The sequence below is a fragment of the Aeromonas sp. s11 genome (genome assembly GCF_040907945.1).
GTDB classification, from domain to species: domain Bacteria; phylum Pseudomonadota; class Gammaproteobacteria; order Enterobacterales; family Aeromonadaceae; genus Aeromonas; species Aeromonas veronii.
In genome coordinates this window covers 12,698-29,822 of the sequence record NZ_JBFOCU010000026.1, presented here as the reverse complement: position 1 = coordinate 29,822, position 17,125 = coordinate 12,698, and the positions used below count along the sequence as shown (strand labels likewise).

Below are 17,125 nucleotides of genomic sequence, written 5' to 3'. Positions count from 1 at the left end.
CCTCACCTCAATAAGAAGAACACATGATGAAAAACCTGTCACTCAAGCAGAAGATACTGTTGTCAGTGGTGATCGCCCTTTCGTTGGTGATTTTGTTGCTCTCCTGGCAGAGCTATAGCAGCCAGAAGTCCCTGTTGCTGCAAGGCAGCCAGGAGCAGTTGCAACGGCTGGGTACCCAGCAGGCCGAGCGTGTCAGCGACTGGCTCGCCGCCCGTCGCGACGTGATCCAGGCGCTCGGCAACAAGGCCGGTGCCGAACCCCTCAATGCCTTGCAACAGGCACAAGTTTCCGGCCGTTTCCAGCTCACCTATTTCGGTGAGAGCAGTGGCAAGATGAATGACTCTGATCCTTCCATCAACCGCGATGGCTACGACCCGCGCTCCCGTGGCTGGTATCAGGAGGCGATGAGCAAAGGTGGCCTGATTGTCACCAAACCCTATCTCGACGTGGCTTACAACATCATGGTGGTGACCCTGGCCCAGCCGGTTTCTGGCGGGGTAGTCGGTGGTGACCTCTCCATCGCCTCGCTAGTGGAAGACGTGACCAAGATGCAGCTGCCTGCCGACGGTTTCGCCATCATGATGCACAAGGATGGCACCATCATCGCCTACAAGGATGCCGCCAAGGCGATGAAACCGGCCAGCGAGATCGACAACGATCTGACCAATGCGCTGATCGAGCAGAGCAAGTCGAGCAAGGATCTGGTTCCTGCCTACTTCGACAACGAAGGTCGCGACAAGCTGCTGTGGGCGGCCGATATCCCCGACACGGATTGGGAGCTGGTGCTGGTGCTGGACAAGGCCGCGCTGGAAGCGCCGCTCTCCTCTCTGCTGATGACCCAGCTGGGCATGGCGCTGCTGGTGCTGGTGGGCAGCATCCTCGCCATCTCCTGGCTGGTCAGCATGCTGCTGGGCCCGCTCACCAAGGTCTCCCAGGCACTGGCCCGCATTGCCGATGGTAACGGTGATCTGACCCAGCGCATCAAGATCGACGCCAACGACGAAGTGGGCCAACTGGCCAACAGCTTCAACCGTTTCGTCGGTAGCCAGCATCAGCTGATCGGCAATATCCGTCAGCTGGCCAACGAGTTGAACGCCGATGCCGAGCGCAGTCTGGTGACCAACCAGGCCGCGGTGGACGAGCTGCAGCGTCAGCAGCAGGAGGTGACCATGGTCGCCACTGCAGTCACCGAGATGGCGAGCGCCACCATGGAGATCGCCGGCAACGCCGAGAACACCGCCGCCGCTGCCCAGCAATCAGCCCAGAGCAGTGAGCAGGGCAAAATGCTGGTCAACAAGACTCGCCAGTCCATCAATGGTCTGGCCGAAGAGGTGGGGCAGGCGACCGAGGTGATCGGCGAGCTGAGCCGCCACGCGCAGGCCATCACCAGCATCCTCTCCACCATTCAGGGGATTGCCGAGCAGACCAACCTGCTGGCACTGAACGCGGCCATCGAAGCGGCCCGTGCCGGTGAGCAGGGTCGTGGTTTTGCGGTGGTGGCTGATGAGGTGCGTGTGCTGTCGCGCCGTACCCAGGACTCCACCCAGCAGATCCAGTCCACCATCGAGACCCTGCAACAGACCACTGCCCGCGCGGTGAGCCTGATGCAGACCAGTCAGGGGCTGGCGGACAACAGCGTGCAGGATGCCGATCAGGCGGTGCGTGCGCTGGAAGAGATCACCAGCGCCATCTCCCTCATCTCCGACATGGCGGGTCAGATCGCCACAGCTGCCGAGGAGCAGACCCAGGTGACCGGCGAGATCACCCAGAACACCACCGCCATCAAGGATGTGAGTGACGAGATCACCGCCGCTGCCATGCGCGATCTGGATCAGGCACACAGCCTTAAAGGGCGTGCTGCTGACCTGAACCAGCAGGTGTCGACCTTTATCCTGTAAGGTGCACGTCCCGGTCTGTTCCGGCTGAGATAAACAAGCCCCGCCCTCTGTCGAGTGCGGGGCTTTTTGTTGTTTGGAGGAGTGCGGGATGTGGGGATTCCGGGTAGTCCGGGTTGCTCGCGGGTCACCCTGGTGGCGGATACGATCCCCGGCTCTGCCTGCGTCACCTAGCGAGTCGATAACAAACAAAGAGCCCACCGAAAGGTGGGCTCTGATCATATACGTCTGACGGAAAGGGAATTACAGGAATGGCATCGCCATAAACAGCTTGATCACCATGGCGTTGATGATGTCGATAAAGAAGGCACCCACCATGGGCACCACCAGAAACGCCAGGTGGGAGGGACCGAAGCGCTGGGTAATGGCCTGCATGTTGGCAATCGCGGTCGGGGTGGCCCCGAGGCCAAAGCCGCAGTGACCTGCCGCCAGCACGGCTGCATCGTAATTTTTGCCCATCACCCGGAAGGTGACGAAGATGGCGTAGAGCGCCATTGCCACTGTCTGGGCGGCCAGCAGGATGAAGATGGGCAGCGCCAGGCTGGCCAGATCCCACAATTTCAGGCTCATCAGTGCCATCGCCAGGAACAGCGACAGGCTGACGTTGCCCAGCAGGGAGACCTCGCGATCGCTCACCTCATGCCAGTTCAGCAGGGTCAGGACGTTGCGCAGCAGCACGCCGACAAACAGCACGCAGACAAAGATCGGCAGCTCGAAGGCGCCCCCTTTGAGCGAGGCCGAGAGCAGCTCGCCGCCCTTGAGGCTGATGGCGATCAGCGCCAGCGTTTCGATAACGCTGAAAGTGGTGAGGGGGCGCTCCATATCCGGCATTTCGAAGCCCTGGGGGGCCTCATCCTGATTGTGCTCCTCACCGGGCACCTGTACTTTCTTCACCAGATAGCGAGCGACCGGGCCACCAATCAGGCCGCCCAGCACCAGACCGAAGGTGGCACAGGCGATGGCGAGCTCAGCGGCGGATTGCACGCCGTACTTCTCGGAGAAGGTAGCGCTCCAGGCCGCACCGGTGCCGTGGCCGCCGGAGAGTGTGATGGAGCCGGCCAGCAGCCCCATGTGGGGGTCCAGACCGAGCAGGGTCGCCAGACCGACACCCAGACTGTTCTGCACCAGCAGCAGGCCGGTGACCACCATCAGGAAGGTAACCACCGCCTTGCCGCCGCGTTTCAGGCTGGCGAGATCAGCGGAAAGACCGATGGAGGCGAAGAAGGCCAGCATCAGCGGGGTTTGCAGGCTGGTATCAAATTGCAGCTCCATCTGCAGGGTGGAGCGCAGCAGCAGCAGCACCAGCGCGACCACCAGGCCGCCGGCTACCGGTTTGGGGATGTTGAAGGTACGCAGCAGCCCGACTCGGGTAACCAACACCCGGCCAAGCAGCAACACCAGAGTGGCAGCGACCAGCGTTGCGTAGGAATCAAGTTGTAACATTCAGTACTCCCATGTTGATTGGCTGTGTCTTTCATAGCAAAAGACTTACAGATTCAGCCGGGATGAAAACAGTGTGGCTTATGTGCCAGCAAAGAAGGGGAAACATCTCCCCGCCCCAGGAAAGATGGGGCTTGTGCGGGCCTGAAATGCTCAGGCATCCAGATGAGATTTTAGTAAAATCCGGCGGATTGTAGCAAAAAGCATCGTTTAATTCCATCTTTGTCGTATTAATGCTCGTTTTAGTGGTTTATTGTGACATTTAACACTATGTGGGTAGAGGGCAGAAAAGCCGAAAAGGGTGCATGGAACGGCTGTCATTTGGGGCGCCAGTCTCTATAATTCGCCGGTTTCCGCTGCACGCAGAGGCGCTGGCGGGCGTTGACATTGTGGTTCACCCCGACATGGTTCATGTTCCGGCGGTGTTCACTTCATCAAGAGGAGAGGGTGTGAAGAAGTCTATCTACATTGCCTACACAGGCGGCACCATTGGGATGCAGCGTTCCGATCACGGCTACGTGCCGATGGCGGGCTTTATGGAAGACTGTCTGGCGCGGATGCCCGAGTTCCACCGCCCCGAGATGCCGGATTACCATATCCACGAATATGCGCCCCTCATCGACTCCTCCGACATGACCCCGGCGGATTGGCAGCGTATCGCCGAGGATATTCGCGACAACTACGAGAAATACGATGGTTTCGTGATCCTGCATGGCACCGACACCATGTCGTTCACCGCCTCGGCGCTCTCCTTCATGCTGGAAGATCTGCACAAGCCGGTCATCATCACCGGCTCCCAGATCCCGCTCGCCGAGTTGCGCTCCGACGGTCAGCAGAATCTGCTCAACGCCCTCTATATCGCGGCCAACTACCCGATCCACGAGGTGACGCTGTTCTTCAACAATCAGCTCTATCGCGGCAACCGCAGCAAGAAGGTGCACGCCGACGGCTTCCACGCCTTCGATTCCCCCAACTATCCGCCGCTGCTCAATGCCGGGATCGCCATCTCGCTGGAAGCGGGCGAGTTGGGCGTGCCGTCCGAGCGGCCGCTGGTGCTGCACGACATTACCCCCCAGCCCATCGGCGTGGTAACCCTCTATCCGGGGATCTCCAGCGAGGTGATCGCCAATATCCTGCAACAGCCGGTGAAGGCGCTGATCCTGTTGTCATTCGGGGTCGGCAATGCGCCGCAAAACCCGGCCATGCTGGCGCTGCTTTCCGAGGCTTCGGCCCGCGGCGTCATCATCGTCAACCTGAGCCAGTGCCTGCACGGCAAGGTCAATATGGGGGGTTATGCTACCGGCAATGCCCTGTCGCGGGCCGGGGTGATCTCGGGCTTTGACATGACCGCCGAAGCGGCGCTCACCAAGCTCCACTTCCTGCTGAGTCAGGACTTGCCATCCCACCGCATTCGCGAGTTGATGCAGCAGTCCCTGCGCGGGGAGCTGACTCCCTAAGCGATGCGGCCCTCACCCTAACCCTCTCCCGGCGGGAGAGGGGATAGAGCGAGGTGCTGTTGGCCACGAGGCTTGCCATGAAGAGCGTTGGCAGGTGGCCCGTTCACTGTTCGCAGGTGCGAGCCTGCTCCCTTCTCCCCCTGGCGGGAGAAGGGTTGGGGATGAGGGGGATGAGTCACCCGGCATCGATAGGAAAAAAGAGGGGAGCCATCATGGCTCCCCTCTCTGTTGTGGCCGCTGCGAGCGGCCTGCCGGGTCAGGTTCAATGGTTAAGGTCGACCCGCACTATCTCTTCCTCGTCGCGATACTGACGCTTGAGCTCGCTCTTGCTCTTCATCACGATCTCGCCGTCACGGCCGATGTTCATGTGCTCCGGATTGTCGATGTGCATCGACTGCCAGGCCATCACGGCTTGCAGGGAGGTGGCCTTCTGCTCGTCGGTCAGGGGCTTGCCATCGGGCCACTTGCCCAGCTCGACAGCGGTTTTGAGCCGCTCATACACCTCTTCGGGCATCTGCCTGATAGCTTGTAAAAACTCACCCTGTTGAAACGACATCCGGCCTCTCCTTGAACTATTGAGCCATAAACAGCGGGATCTGATGGGCCATGCAGGTAGACCCTATCGGTCTATGCCGGCAGATCCTGGCGGACTACGCCAGCCATCTGCTCCATCACCCGCACTACCTGACAACTGTACCCGAACTCGTTGTCATACCATACGTAGAGCACACAGTGATCCCCTTCGGCGATGGTCGCCTGGGAGTCGACGATGCCCGCATAACGGGAGCCTACCATGTCGGAGGAGACCAGCTCGGTGCTGGCGCTGAAGTCGATCTGGCGGTGCAGGGCCGAGCTTAACGCCATCTGCTGCAGATAGGCGTTGAGGCTCTCCCGATCGGTGGCCTGCTCCAGCGACAGGTTGATAATCGCCAGCGACACATTGGGGGTCGGCACCCGGATGGCGTTGCCGGTCAGCTTGCCCTTCAGTTCCGGCAGCGCCTTGGCCACCGCCTTGGCGGCGCCGGTGCTGGTCATCACCATGTTGAGGGCTGCGCTGCGACCGCGGCGCTCGCCTTTGTGATAGTTATCGATGAGGTTCTGATCGTTGGTGTAGGAGTGGACCGTCTCCACGTGGCCGTGGCGAATGCCGTAACGCTCCTGCATCACCTTGAGCACAGGGGTGATGGCGTTGGTGGTACAGGAGGCGGCGGAGATGATCCTGTCACCCGGGCCTATCACTTCATGGTTGACCCCGAACACCACGTTTTTCATCTCCCCCTTGCCGGGAGCGGTCAGCAGCACCTTGCCGGCACCGCGCGCCTTCAAGTGCTCGGAGAGGCCTGCCTCGTCACGCCAGACGCCGGTGTTGTCGACGATCAGCGCATCGTGAATGCCGTAGGCGGTGTAGTCGATGTCGGCCGGGCTATTGGCGTAGATCACCTGAATGAAGGTGCCGTTAGCGATGATGGCGCTGCGCTCCACATCCACCTCGATGGAGCCGTTGAAGGGGCCATGCACCGAGTCGCGGCGCAGCAGGCTGGCACGTTTCTCCAGATCTCCGTCGCGACCACCGCGTACCACGATGGCGCGCAGACGCAGCGGATTGGCAGCGCCGGTGCGCTCGATCAGCAGGCGGGCCAGCAGGCGGCCGATGCGGCCAAAGCCGTAGAGCACCACGTCGGTCGGCTGCGGCATCTGGCTGCGGCCAAGGGCCGGTGCTAGTCGCGCTTGCAGATAGTCCTCGATCCCCGCTTCATCCTGATGATCCTGCCAGTAGCCGACTGCCAGCTTGCCAAGGTCAACCTCGGCGGCGGTGGGTTTGAGGGCAACGATGGCCTGAAGCAGGGGGAAGCTTTGCTGGATGGGGAGGGGAGCGCCCTGGTGGCGGCGGACGACCCGGTGGGCCTTGAGGATATCGATGGTGGAGGCGTTTTGCAGCGGGCGGCCGTAGAGGGTGATCTCGACCCCTTGTTGTCGGTAGAGGCGACCAATCAAGGGCTGCATGGCTTCGGCGAGCTCCTGGCTCTCCTGCCACGCTTGCAAGTAGTGCTCGTGGGTCATTGACCAGATCCTTTATTTCACGTTGTTGGTGTAAATAGAAAATTCGTCGAATGCAGATCAGTGTAGGGGTGTATATTTCGTTATATTATTCTGCAATCGCGGCCTTATATGGCGCGCGCATTGTAATGGATATGTAACCGGTTTGCTAGCCGGAGGTGGCCCGTAAAGGCGCCAGTTGTTACCAACCCGCGTTACCAACAAGATGTGAACCATGGCCAATTTCCCCCTGCGACAGACCTTCATCATGCTTTCAGTCGGCCTTGCCGTGGCTGGCTGCAATGACGACCGGATCCACAACATCTGTGGCAATCATCCCGAGCTCTGCCAGGATCTGGTGGACGATGGCTGGTGTCGCTACGAGCGTACCGATGTGATCCGCAGTCGCTTCTATCTCAAGGAGGAGGGGACGGATCGGCGCAAGTATGAGCTGATGCGCAACCTTGAGCGCTATCTCAAATGTGCCGAGCGTTCCACCAGCATTGAATACAAGAATGCCCGCGAGCAGAAGAGTCCAAGGGTCGAGGGCATGCTGGCGGCCGGAGATCAGTTGGCCCAGCTCGATGCCGCGACCCGCAATTCGCAAGATCCCTACCTGCTGCTCTGGCACTGGACCAACAACACCAACGAGCTGGCTCGTCAGCAGTTTATGGCGCTGGAAGGCACCAAGGCGCTGGATGAACCCGAGCTGCAACTGGCGCTTGGCGGTATCTACGCCAAGAGCGACCCGGAAAAGGCCATTGCCACCCTGCAGCACGGGCTCTCCCTCTATCAGGAGGGGGACAAGGTGAACAGCCGCATATTCACCTCCCTCAGCACCCTCTATATGGGCCAGAAACAGTATGGGCTGGCCTATCTGTGGGGCAAGGTGAGCGAGTCGTTTCAGGATAGCCCCGAGGTCTCCGCCAAGCGTTTTGGCATCTACCACACCCTGAGCAAGACAGAGCAGGATGGTTACGATGTGCGGGCTGCCGAAATTGTCGAGCAGCTCAAGCATGGCAACTACCGGCCCTGAGGCAGTGATGACGATGCTCTCCCCGGCCAGTTGCTGGTACACTCCGTTCGATCTCTCTTTCGTTCATGGCGAGGTACGTACCGATGGCCGCACCCTGGAGCGCCTCACGGTGCGTGCCGTGGTGCCCCGTGGCGACGAGCTGCTGCTGGTGCATTCCCGGGTCAACGGCGATCTGATGTTCCCCGGGGGCGGCATTGAAGCGGGGGAGAGCCACCATGTGGCGCTCGCTCGCGAGCTGCTGGAGGAGTGCGGTGCCGAGCTGCGGGAAGTGGGGGGCCTGCTTGGCGAGACCCGTGAATATCGCGCCGCCCGCGAGCCGGGGTTTGATGCCTACTGCATCCGCTCGCTCTACTACTTGTGCCGGATTGGCGATCAGCTGGTGGCCCCGCAGCCGCAGCCCTACGAGATCCGCCTTGGCTTCGTGCCCGGCTGGTTTGCCCTCGACGAAGCGCTGCAGACCAACAAGACCCAGCTGGCGGGACCCTGTCCCCAGTGGACGGCGCGAGAGACTCGGGTGCTGGCCCAGCTGCAACGCTGGCATCAACAGGGGATCTTCGACCACGGCTGATGAGTACATCAAGCTGCAACTGTCAGTGATACCAATAAAAAGAGCGCCAATAGGCGCTCTTTTTCATTGCGAGGGTGGCGGTTATTTGGCCTCCCTGTCGTGCGAGATCATTTGACCTCTTCGCCCTTGGCTTGCAGATCAGCATGGTAGGAAGAGCGAACGAAAGGACCACAGGCGGCGTGGGTAAAGCCCAGCTCCATAGCGACATCTTTCAGCTCGTCAAACTCTGCGGGCGGCACGTAGCGCTTGACCGGCAGGTGGTGGCGGCTCGGCTGCAGATACTGACCCAGGGTCAGCATGTTGACGCCGTGGGCGCGCAGATCCTTGAGCACCTCGACGATCTCTTCGTTGGTCTCGCCAAGACCCATCATCAGACCGGATTTGGTCGGTACGTGAGGGTGCATCTCCTTGATGCGGCGCAGCAGCTCCAGCGACCACTTGTAGTCGGCACCCGGGCGGGCGACGCGATACATGCGCGGCGCGGTTTCCAGGTTGTGGTTGAAGACGTCCGGCGGGGTCTCGCGGAACACCTCCAGCGCTTGCTCCATCCGGCCACGGAAGTCCGGAGTCAGGATCTCGATGCGGGTCTGCGGGCTGTGCTCGCGGATCTCGCGGATGCAGTCGGCGAAGTGCTGGGCACCGCCGTCGCGCAGATCGTCGCGGTCCACCGAGGTGATCACCACATACTTGAGGTTCATCTCCTTGATGGTCAGCGCCAGCTTCTTCGGCTCTTCCGGATCGAGTGCCAGCGGGCGGCCGTGGGCCACGTCGCAGAAGGGGCAACGGCGGGTGCAGATGGCGCCCATGATCATGAAGGTGGCGGTGCCGTGGTTGAAACACTCCGCCAGATTGGGGCAGGAGGCCTCTTCACAGACCGAGTGCAGCTTGTTCTTGCGCAAGGTGCTCTTGATGTGTTCGATCTTCTGGCTGGAGGGGGGCAGCTTGATCCGCATCCAGTCCGGCTTGCGAAGGAGTTCTTCGTTGGGATCCGGCATGAATTTCACCGGGATCAGGGCCATCTTGTCGCCATCGCGCAGCTTGACGCCCGGCTCCATACGAACGGGTTTGCTCATGATTCACTCTCGGTGTTTGTTATTGTTTGATAGCCAATCAGGCGGGCCAGTTCGGCCACCAGAATGGATTGCGCCTCGGCCACACTTTGCGGGCCGCCCAGGGCGCTGGTCTGGGTCATGGCCATGCCCGCATAGCCGCACGGATTGATGTGCAGGAAGGGGGTCATGTCCATGTTGATGTTGAGGGCCAGTCCGTGGAACGAGCACCCCTTACGGATGCGCAGCCCCAGCGAGGCCAGTTTTGCCTCCATGCCAAGGTCATTTTTCACATAGACCCCGGGGGCATCGGCCTTGGCATAGGCCTGGATATCGCTTTTGGCGAGGGTGTTGATGATGGCTGTCTCCAGCGCGGTCACCAGCTCGCGAACCGAGAATTTGCAGCGGCGGACATCCACCAGTACGTAGAGCACCAGCTGGCCCGGGCCGTGATAGGTCACCTGACCGCCGCGATCGCTCTGCACCACCGGGATATTGCCCGGATTGAGCAGGTGTTCGGCCTTGCCGGCCTGACCCTGGGTGTAGACGGGATCGTGCTCGACCACCCAGAACTCGTCCGGGGTGTCGCTGGTGCGGTTGTCGGTGAAGGCTTTCATGGCGTCCCATACCGGCTGGTAGGGGCGGCGACCCAGCTGCCTGACAATCAGGCTGGACTGGGCGGGGATCTGGGATGACATGGCGTCCTCGCGGCGTGCTGCGGCCAAAAACAGTCGCCCCGCAGAACGGGGCGAGAGAGAAATTACAGTACGTATTTCACCAGCTCGATCTTGCCAAGGGCGTGGTACATCGCTTCGATGTGCTCTTTGCTCTGGGCAGTCACGGTCACGCGGACCGAGTGGTAGTTGCCCTTGGAGCTGGGCTGGACTGTCGGGCTGTAGGTGCCGGGGGCGTGCTGTTGCAGCACTTCAACCACCATTTCCGGCAGTGCCGGGTCGGCAACGCCGAGTACCTTGAACGGGAATTTGCAGGGAAACTCCAGCAGTTCATCAAACTTGGTATTCATTTACTCACCTTTTGCGTCATCACCGGGATGACTTCATCTTGGATGGCTAGTGGCCGATGGCCCGTGGAGGCCGCCATTTCAAGTCTATATGGGCACGGCTCATAACTATATGGGCGCTGCCCGGACCGGGATCAAGGCCAGGATCGGTCAGACAAGGATGGAAGTGCTGCTTTTTACCACAAATCAGGGTAAGGCGGAACCTGCAGTTTACAGGGTTATTCACTGCCTTTGCCGGTCACAGACAGCAGCGGCGCCTGTTGGCGCCGCTGTTTGGTGAGGATTGTGCGTTGGATTACTTGAACCAGCTGGTGACCAGCAGTACCAGATAGTCCCACAGACGGCTCATCAAGCCACCTTCCTGCACCTCTTCTAGGGCGACCAGCGGCACCTGCTTGATCTCTTTGTCACCCTGTTTCAGGAACACGGTACCGACGCGCTGACCCTTGGCCAGCGGCGCTTTCAGCTCGCTGTCGAGCTGGAAATCAGCCTTCAGGTTGTTGCCCTGACCGCGGGTGACCAGCACGGAGACATCCTTGTCGACGCCCAGTTTCACTTCCGGTTTGTCGCCCATCCAGATCTTCTGGGTGACCAACTCGGTGCCTGCCTTGTACGGGGTCAGGCTCTGGAAGAAGCGGAAGCCATAGGTGAGCAGTTTTTTGCTCTCGGCGGCGCGGGAGGCTTCGCTGCTGGCGCCCAGTACCACGGCGATCAGGCGCATGCCTTCGTTGTTGGTGGCAGAGGAGACCAGGTTATAGCCGACCTGACTGACGTGGCCGGTCTTGATGCCATCCACCTGCAGGGATTGATCCCACAGCAGGCGGTTGCGGTTGTGCTGGGTGATGCCGTTGAACACGAAGGATTTCTGGGAGTAGATCTTGTACTCCTCCGGCAGGTCGCGGATCAGCGCCTGACCCAGACGGGCCATGTCGTGAGCGGTACTGTAGTGACCTTCCGCATCCAGGCCGTGCGGGTTCATGAAGTGGCTGTCGTTCATGCCGAGCTTGGCGGCCCAGCTGTTCATCAGGCTGGCGAAGGAGTCGGTGCTGCCCGCCAGGAACTCGGCCATGGCGACGCAGGCGTCGTTGCCGGACTGGATGATGATGCCCTTGTTGAGATCATCGACAGAGACCTGCTTGCCCACCTCGATAAACATCTTGGAGGAGTCGGAGTAGTTCTTGGACCAGGCGTTCTGGCTGATGGTCACCATGTCGGTGCGCTTGATGTTCCCCTTCAGCAGCTCCTGGCCGATGATGTAGGAGGTCATCATCTTGGTCAGACTGGCGGGCGGCAGACGCTCTTCGGCGTTCTGCTCGGCCAGCACCTGACCGGAGTAGTAGTCGATCAGAATATGGGCCTTGGCGGAGATCTCCGGTGCGGCGGGAACCACCATGGGCATGGCATTCGGGGTCGGTGTCGGCACCGGCGTATTGGCCTGGGCGGTTACGCTGATCAGTGAGGCCAGAAGAACTGAACGGGCAAATTTGGACATCTTGAAATTCCTGCGAGCCAGATGGGGATAAAATGCGGGCCTAACTATACCAGATGCGCCCGCAGGTTATAGCCCGAGATGGCGATCAGAACTGGTTTTTTATCCATCACTCCCTGTCATCACGCCATAAAACGACGTGATGACAGTGAGTAAGCGGTTAGTCACATCCGCGGCAAAGTGGGGCGATCAGGGTACGATAAAGGCCTGTTCCAGCCCGCCCTGACGTACTTTTTCCAGCACACTTGCCTGCTGGTCGGCGGCGACCGGGCCAATCAGCACCCGGAAAATGGCGCCATGAGCATCGATCCGGTAAGGCACGCCGTAACGCTGGGTCATCACCTTGCCCATCGCCTCGGCCCGATCCCGGGAGCCGCTGGCCAGTACCTGGATCATCTTGCCATCACCACTGCTGGCAGGCGCTGCGGCCTTGGCTGGTGCTGGCTTGACAGGTGCCGCTTTGGCGGGCGTGGCGGCGGGTGCCTTGACGGGGGCGGGTTCGGCGGCGGGAGTGGCCATCGCCAGTGCGGTTGGTTCACCCAGGAAGCCATCTTGCGACAGCGTGTTGGAGGCCGCAGCCGGAGTGGTCGGAGTCATTTCGATGGGCTTCATCGGCTCCATGATCACCATCTGATCCGGAGTGTCGCTGATCAGCTCCAGCCGTACTCTGGCCTCACCGCTATCGACCATCTCCAGCTGCTTGGCCGCTGCGTAGGAGAGGTCGATCAGGCGCGGGCTGTTGAACGGGCCGCGATCGTTGACCCGCACTATGGTCTCCAGCCCGTTGTCCAGATTGGTGACCCGCACATAGCTAGGGATGGGCAGGTTGCGGTGGGCGGCACTGAACAGCTTGCTGTCCAGCACATCGCCGTTGGCGGTTTTCTGACCGTCCAGATCCGGCGACAACCAGCTGGCGGTGCCCTCTTCGCTGTAGTGTTTGATGTCGCGCCACACCTCGTGCTTCTGCTTGCCGATCCAGTAGTCCCGGTTGCCGCTGGCACTCAGGGGCTCGGGGCGCGGAATGGCGCCGGTAGCTTGCGGGATCTCGATAACGGGTGGCTTGCTGACCGGTGCTTGCGGCTCGATGGGGGCGCTCTGTTCCGGCTGGCTGCTACAGGCGGCCAGCAACAAGCTCAGGCTGAGCGGGAGGAGTTTGTGACGAAGATGCATACGCTTCCTGAATGGCTTGGCTAAGTTGATACACCGCCATCGCATAGAGTGGGCTGCGATTGTAACGGGTGATCACATAAAAGTTATGCCGTGCGACCCAGTATTCCGGTCCATCGGCTTGGGCAAACGCCAGCAACTTGACCGGCGTCTGTGGGGCCAGCGGCGTGGCGAGCTCAATCCCTGCCGCCGCCAGTTCTGACCACTGTTGTGTTAACTCGGGTTCAGGCCTGAGTAGAGGTTCGACTGCTATCAACCCGATTTGGGCCGGTTCCACCACGGATTCGCCCCAGCGCCACTGGTGGTTGGCAAAATAGTTGGCCACGCTGCCGATGGCATCGACCGGGTTGGCAAACAGATCCCGCTTGCCATCCCCGTCAAAGTCGACGGCGTAGTGGCGATAGCTAGAGGGCATGAACTGCCCCATCCCCATGGCGCCGGCATAGGAGCCCTTGAGGGCATCGAGTTGCCACCCTTCCTCTTTGGCCAGCACCACCAGCTGGGCAAACTCCTTGGCAAAGAAGTCCGCCCGCTCCGGGTAGTGAAACCCCAGGGTGTAGAGGCTATCGAGCACCGGATGACGACCCATCTGGCGACCGTAGAAGGTCTCGACCCCGATGATAGCCACGATGAGCGAGGCGGGCACCCGATAGGTCTGCTCCGCGCGAGCCAGTGTCTCGGCATGTTGCTGCCAGAACTGCTGGCCGTCACGGATGCGATCCGGGGTAACAAACAGCGGCCGGTAGCGATGCCAGGGTTTGGCCTCCCACGGCTTGCTGATGGTGTCGAGCACCTCCTGCCGTAATTGGGCGCGGGCGACGGCCGCCTGCAGCTCCGCCAGCGGCACCTGTTGCTGTTCGGCGAGCAGGGCCAACCGATCCGGCGACACGGCGGCGGTCGCCATCGTGGTGGCGAGCGAGAGCAGCAATCCAACCCGTCTCATCAGGCGAGCAGTCTTCTATGAGTCTGGATGGACATCAGGATACCGAATCCGGCCATCAGGGTCACCATGGAGGTGCCGCCATAGCTCACCAGCGGTAGGGGTACCCCCACCACCGGCAAGATGCCGCTCACCATGCCCATGTTGACGAACACATAGACGAAGAAGGTGAGGGTGATGGCACCACCCAGCAGTCGCTCGAAGCTGTTCTGGGCCTGCATCGAGATAAACAGGCAGCGGCTGATGACGTAGAGGTAGAGCACCAGCAGCAGGGCAACCCCCACCAGACCGAACTCCTCGCTGAATACCGCGAAGATAAAGTCGGTATGGCGTTCGGGCAGAAACTCCAGCTGGGACTGGGTCCCTTGCAGCCACCCCTTGCCAAAGACGCCGCCGGAGCCGATGGCAATCTTGGACTGGATGATGTGATAGCCGCGCCCGAGCGGGTCTTTCTCCGGGTCGAGCAGCATCAGCACCCGCTGGCGCTGGTAGTCGTGCATCAGGAAGAACCAGAGTACCGGCATAAAGGCGACCATCAGCAGGACCGCCAAGCCGATCAGCCACCAGCTGAGCCCCGCCAGGAAGATGACGAAGAAGCCGGAGGCTGCCACCAGAATGGAGGTGCCAAGGTCAGGCTGGGCGGCGATCAGTAGGGTGGGCAGCAGCACCATGATGAGGGCGATCACCACATGGCTGAACTTGGGTGGCAGCGAGTGGCGACTGAGCCAGGCGGCCACCATGATCGGCATGGAGAGCTTCATCACCTCGGAGGGCTGGAACTTCATAAAGCCCAGATCGAGCCAGCGCTGGGCCCCCTTGCCGATGTGGCCGAACACGTCCACCGCAATCAGCATCAGCACCACCACGGCGAACAGCGGCACCGACCAGCGGGCGTAGAGGGAGGGGGGCAGCTGGGCCAGGCCGATCATCAGGGCAAAGGCGAGACCGCCGCGCACCAGCTGGCGCACGATGGAGTCCATATCCTGACCGGAGGCGGAGTAGAGCACCACCATGGAGAGGGTCATCACGGCCAGCAGACCGAGCAGCAGGGGCAAGTCGATATGCAGCTTGTACCAGATGCTCTGCTGGCGGGCAGAATTACTCATTGGGAGCGACCTCACTCGGTTGGGACGGCTTTTCCGGTGCCGGTGGCAGTTGCGGATCAGGGGGCAGCAGATAGGCATCCAGCATTTGGCGTGCAATGGGCGATGCAGCTCGACCACCGCCACCTCCGATGGAGTTTTCCAGTACCAGAGCTACCACCGCTTTGGGCGCCTCGAAGGGGGCATAAGCAACGAACAAAGCGTTATCGCGATGTTCCGCCTTGACCGTCTTGATGTTGTAAACCTGATTTTCCTTCAAACCGACTACCTGGGCTGTGCCCGATTTGCCGCCTGAGGAGTAAGGCGCCTTGGCAAACGAGTGACGGCCACTGCCTTCACTGCCATGGTTGACTCGCCACATCCCATCCTGCGCCACTTTCCAGAAGCTGTCGTTCTTGAGCTTGAGGGCGATATTGGGGTTGATGGGGGCATCGACCACCCCCGCCTGGGAGGCGGTGCTCTTGAGCAGGTGCGGGGTGACGTCGTGACCATTCTGGGTCAGGATGCTGATCGCCTTGGCTAGTTGGAGCGGGGTGGCGCTCCAGTAGCCCTGACCGATACCGACAGAGATGGTGTCACCCTGATACCAGGGCTGGCGCCAACGGGCCATCTTCCAGTCACGGGACGGCATGACCCCCTTGGTCTCTTCATAAAGATCGACTCCTGTGTACTGACCGAAGCCAAACTTGGTCATGTAGCTGTGGATCTTGTCGATGCCGACCCGATAGGCGAGATCGTAGAAGTAGGTATCTGCCGAGACCTCGATGGCGCGATAGACGTCGAGCCAGCCATGACCCCAGCGGCGCCAGTCGCGAAACTTCTTGGTGGTGCCGGGAATGGAGAAGCTTGGGCCGCCGAAATAGCGGTAGCCCGGGGTGATGGCCCCCTCGTTGAGACCCATGATGGACATCATGGGCTTGACGGTGGAGGCGGGGGCATAAATGCCCTGAGTGGTGCGGTTCACCAACGGCCGCGCCGGATCGTTGAGCAGCGCCGAGTAGTTGGCGCTGGAGATACCGGTCACGAACAGGTTGGGGTCATAGCTGGGGCTCGACTCCAGGGCCAGGATGGCGCCGGTTTTCGGGTCCATCATCACGATGGCTCCGCGCTGGCCAGCCAGCAGTTGCTGGGCCTTGAGCTGCATCCGGACGTCGATATTGAGGTAGATATCCTTGCCCGGAATAGGTGGCTGGAACTTGAGGGTGCGGACAATCCGGCCGCGGTTGTTCACCTCGACCTCCTGATAGCCCGCCACACCGTGCAGCTCATCTTCGTAATATTTCTCCACCCCCTGCTTGCCGATATCCTTGGTGGCCGCGTAGTTGGCGAGTTTTTCTTCCTTCTCGAGGCGCTCTACGTCACGGGTGTTGATCTTGGCCACATAGCCCAAAGCATGGGTGAGGGTGTCACCAAACGGGTAGTAGCGCTTGAGGTAGGCCTCGATGCTGGCGCCTGGGTAGTTATGCTGATTGACCGAGAAGAGGGCCACCTGATATTCGGTCAGCTTCTCGTAGAGGGCGACCGGCTTGAAGCGGCGCTGGCGCTTCACTTCGGCGAGGAACTTCTCCTTGGTGCCTTCCGGCAGACCCAGCAGGGTGATCAGCTGGTCGGCGGTTTTTTCGAGATCCTTGGTCTCTTCCGGCACGATTTCCAGACTGTAGACCGGGCGGTTTTCCGCCAGCAGCACACCGTTGGTGTCATAGATGAGGCCCCGTGGCGGTGCCACCGGCACCACGCGGATTCGGTTGGAGTTGGAGCGAGTCTGGTAGGTGTCGTAGGACTCGACCTGCAGATAATAGAGATTGCCCAGCAGCACCAGCATCAGCACGACGATGCCGATGTAGGCTACCAGGGTGCGCCGGAAGAACAGATTGCCCTCGGCACTGTGATCGCGCATTTCGATGCGTTGTTTCAGCATGCCTT

At 60.8% G+C, this 17,125-nt stretch carries 15 protein-coding genes; 4 read left to right on the top strand and 11 right to left on the bottom strand.

Annotated elements, in window-relative coordinates; genetic code table 11:
* The first annotated feature begins 26 nt into the window (after positions 1 to 26).
* Positions 27 to 1,898, top strand: coding sequence for a methyl-accepting chemotaxis protein (locus AB5Y84_RS07730; protein WP_139747823.1), 1,872 nt, complete (start codon positions 27 to 29; stop codon positions 1,896 to 1,898).
* A 240-nt stretch (positions 1,899 to 2,138) separates the two neighbouring features.
* Here the strand turns inward: AB5Y84_RS07730 and gltS are convergent, their stop codons facing one another.
* Positions 2,139 to 3,338, bottom strand: coding sequence for a sodium/glutamate symporter (gene gltS / locus AB5Y84_RS07725; protein WP_005348115.1), 1,200 nt, complete (start codon positions 3,336 to 3,338; stop codon positions 2,139 to 2,141).
* A gap of 446 nt (positions 3,339 to 3,784) precedes the next feature.
* Between gltS and ansA the strand changes: the two genes are divergently transcribed.
* Positions 3,785 to 4,792 carry an asparaginase gene (gene ansA, locus AB5Y84_RS07720; RefSeq protein ID WP_005335195.1) on the top strand — a complete coding sequence of 336 codons (1,008 nt, stop codon included), beginning with the start codon at positions 3,785 to 3,787 and terminating at the stop codon, positions 4,790 to 4,792.
* 262 nt (positions 4,793 to 5,054) lie between these two features.
* Here the strand turns inward: ansA and AB5Y84_RS07715 are convergent, their stop codons facing one another.
* Both AB5Y84_RS07715 and AB5Y84_RS07710 read right to left on the bottom strand, forming a co-directional pair.
* On the bottom strand, positions 5,055 to 5,348 hold the full coding sequence (locus tag AB5Y84_RS07715) for a YeaC family protein (protein ID WP_129503431.1): 294 nt from the start codon (positions 5,346 to 5,348) through the stop codon (positions 5,055 to 5,057).
* A 71-nt stretch (positions 5,349 to 5,419) separates the two neighbouring features.
* Positions 5,420 to 6,853 (bottom strand): glyceraldehyde-3-phosphate dehydrogenase, encoded by a 1,434-nt coding sequence (locus AB5Y84_RS07710; protein WP_069554128.1) that lies wholly within the window; start codon positions 6,851 to 6,853, stop codon positions 5,420 to 5,422.
* 211 nt (positions 6,854 to 7,064) lie between these two features.
* On the opposite strand from AB5Y84_RS07710, the gene AB5Y84_RS07705 reads away from it, so the two are divergent.
* Together AB5Y84_RS07705 and AB5Y84_RS07700 are read left to right on the top strand one after the other, a co-directional pair.
* Positions 7,065 to 7,865 carry a DUF2989 domain-containing protein gene (locus AB5Y84_RS07705; RefSeq protein ID WP_005335192.1) on the top strand — a complete coding sequence of 267 codons (801 nt, stop codon included), beginning with the start codon at positions 7,065 to 7,067 and terminating at the stop codon, positions 7,863 to 7,865.
* Positions 7,866 to 7,872: 7 nt separating this feature from the next.
* On the top strand, positions 7,873 to 8,433 hold the full coding sequence (locus AB5Y84_RS07700) for an NUDIX domain-containing protein (RefSeq protein WP_201937544.1): 561 nt from the start codon (positions 7,873 to 7,875) through the stop codon (positions 8,431 to 8,433).
* A gap of 107 nt (positions 8,434 to 8,540) precedes the next feature.
* Here AB5Y84_RS07700 and lipA read toward each other — a convergent pair whose 3' ends face one another.
* The 8 genes from lipA to mrdA form a co-directional block, all read right to left on the bottom strand.
* Positions 8,541 to 9,506: a lipoyl synthase gene (gene lipA / locus AB5Y84_RS07695; protein WP_005335190.1), complete on the bottom strand. Its 966-nt coding sequence runs from the start codon at positions 9,504 to 9,506 to the stop codon at positions 8,541 to 8,543.
* A complete protein-coding gene (gene lipB / locus AB5Y84_RS07690) occupies positions 9,503 to 10,180 on the bottom strand; it encodes a lipoyl(octanoyl) transferase LipB (RefSeq protein WP_040066806.1) in 678 nt (225 codons plus the stop codon). Before lipB ends, lipA begins: the two co-directional genes overlap by 4 nt.
* 62 nt (positions 10,181 to 10,242) lie before the next feature.
* Positions 10,243 to 10,506 (bottom strand): DUF493 family protein YbeD, encoded by a 264-nt coding sequence (ybeD, locus tag AB5Y84_RS07685; RefSeq protein ID WP_005335178.1) that lies wholly within the window; start codon positions 10,504 to 10,506, stop codon positions 10,243 to 10,245.
* A gap of 292 nt (positions 10,507 to 10,798) precedes the next feature.
* A complete protein-coding gene (locus AB5Y84_RS07680) occupies positions 10,799 to 11,995 on the bottom strand; it encodes a D-alanyl-D-alanine carboxypeptidase family protein (RefSeq protein ID WP_005335176.1) in 1,197 nt (398 codons plus the stop codon).
* Positions 11,996 to 12,181: 186 nt separating this feature from the next.
* The gene (locus tag AB5Y84_RS07675; RefSeq protein WP_124928714.1) at positions 12,182 to 13,162 is read right to left on the bottom strand and encodes a septal ring lytic transglycosylase RlpA family protein; all 981 of its coding nucleotides are present in this window, start codon (positions 13,160 to 13,162) and stop codon (positions 12,182 to 12,184) included.
* Positions 13,104 to 14,102, bottom strand: coding sequence for a lytic murein transglycosylase B (gene mltB / locus AB5Y84_RS07670; protein ID WP_368176717.1), 999 nt, complete (start codon positions 14,100 to 14,102; stop codon positions 13,104 to 13,106). Before mltB ends, AB5Y84_RS07675 begins: the two co-directional genes overlap by 59 nt.
* Entirely contained in the window at positions 14,102 to 15,205 is a 1,104-nt protein-coding gene (gene rodA / locus AB5Y84_RS07665) for a rod shape-determining protein RodA (RefSeq protein WP_021229734.1), read from the bottom strand. Before rodA ends, mltB begins: the two co-directional genes overlap by 1 nt.
* Entirely contained in the window at positions 15,198 to 17,120 is a 1,923-nt protein-coding gene (gene mrdA, locus AB5Y84_RS07660) for a penicillin-binding protein 2 (RefSeq protein WP_005335168.1), read from the bottom strand. Before mrdA ends, rodA begins: the two co-directional genes overlap by 8 nt.
* Positions 17,121 to 17,125 lie beyond the last annotated feature (5 nt).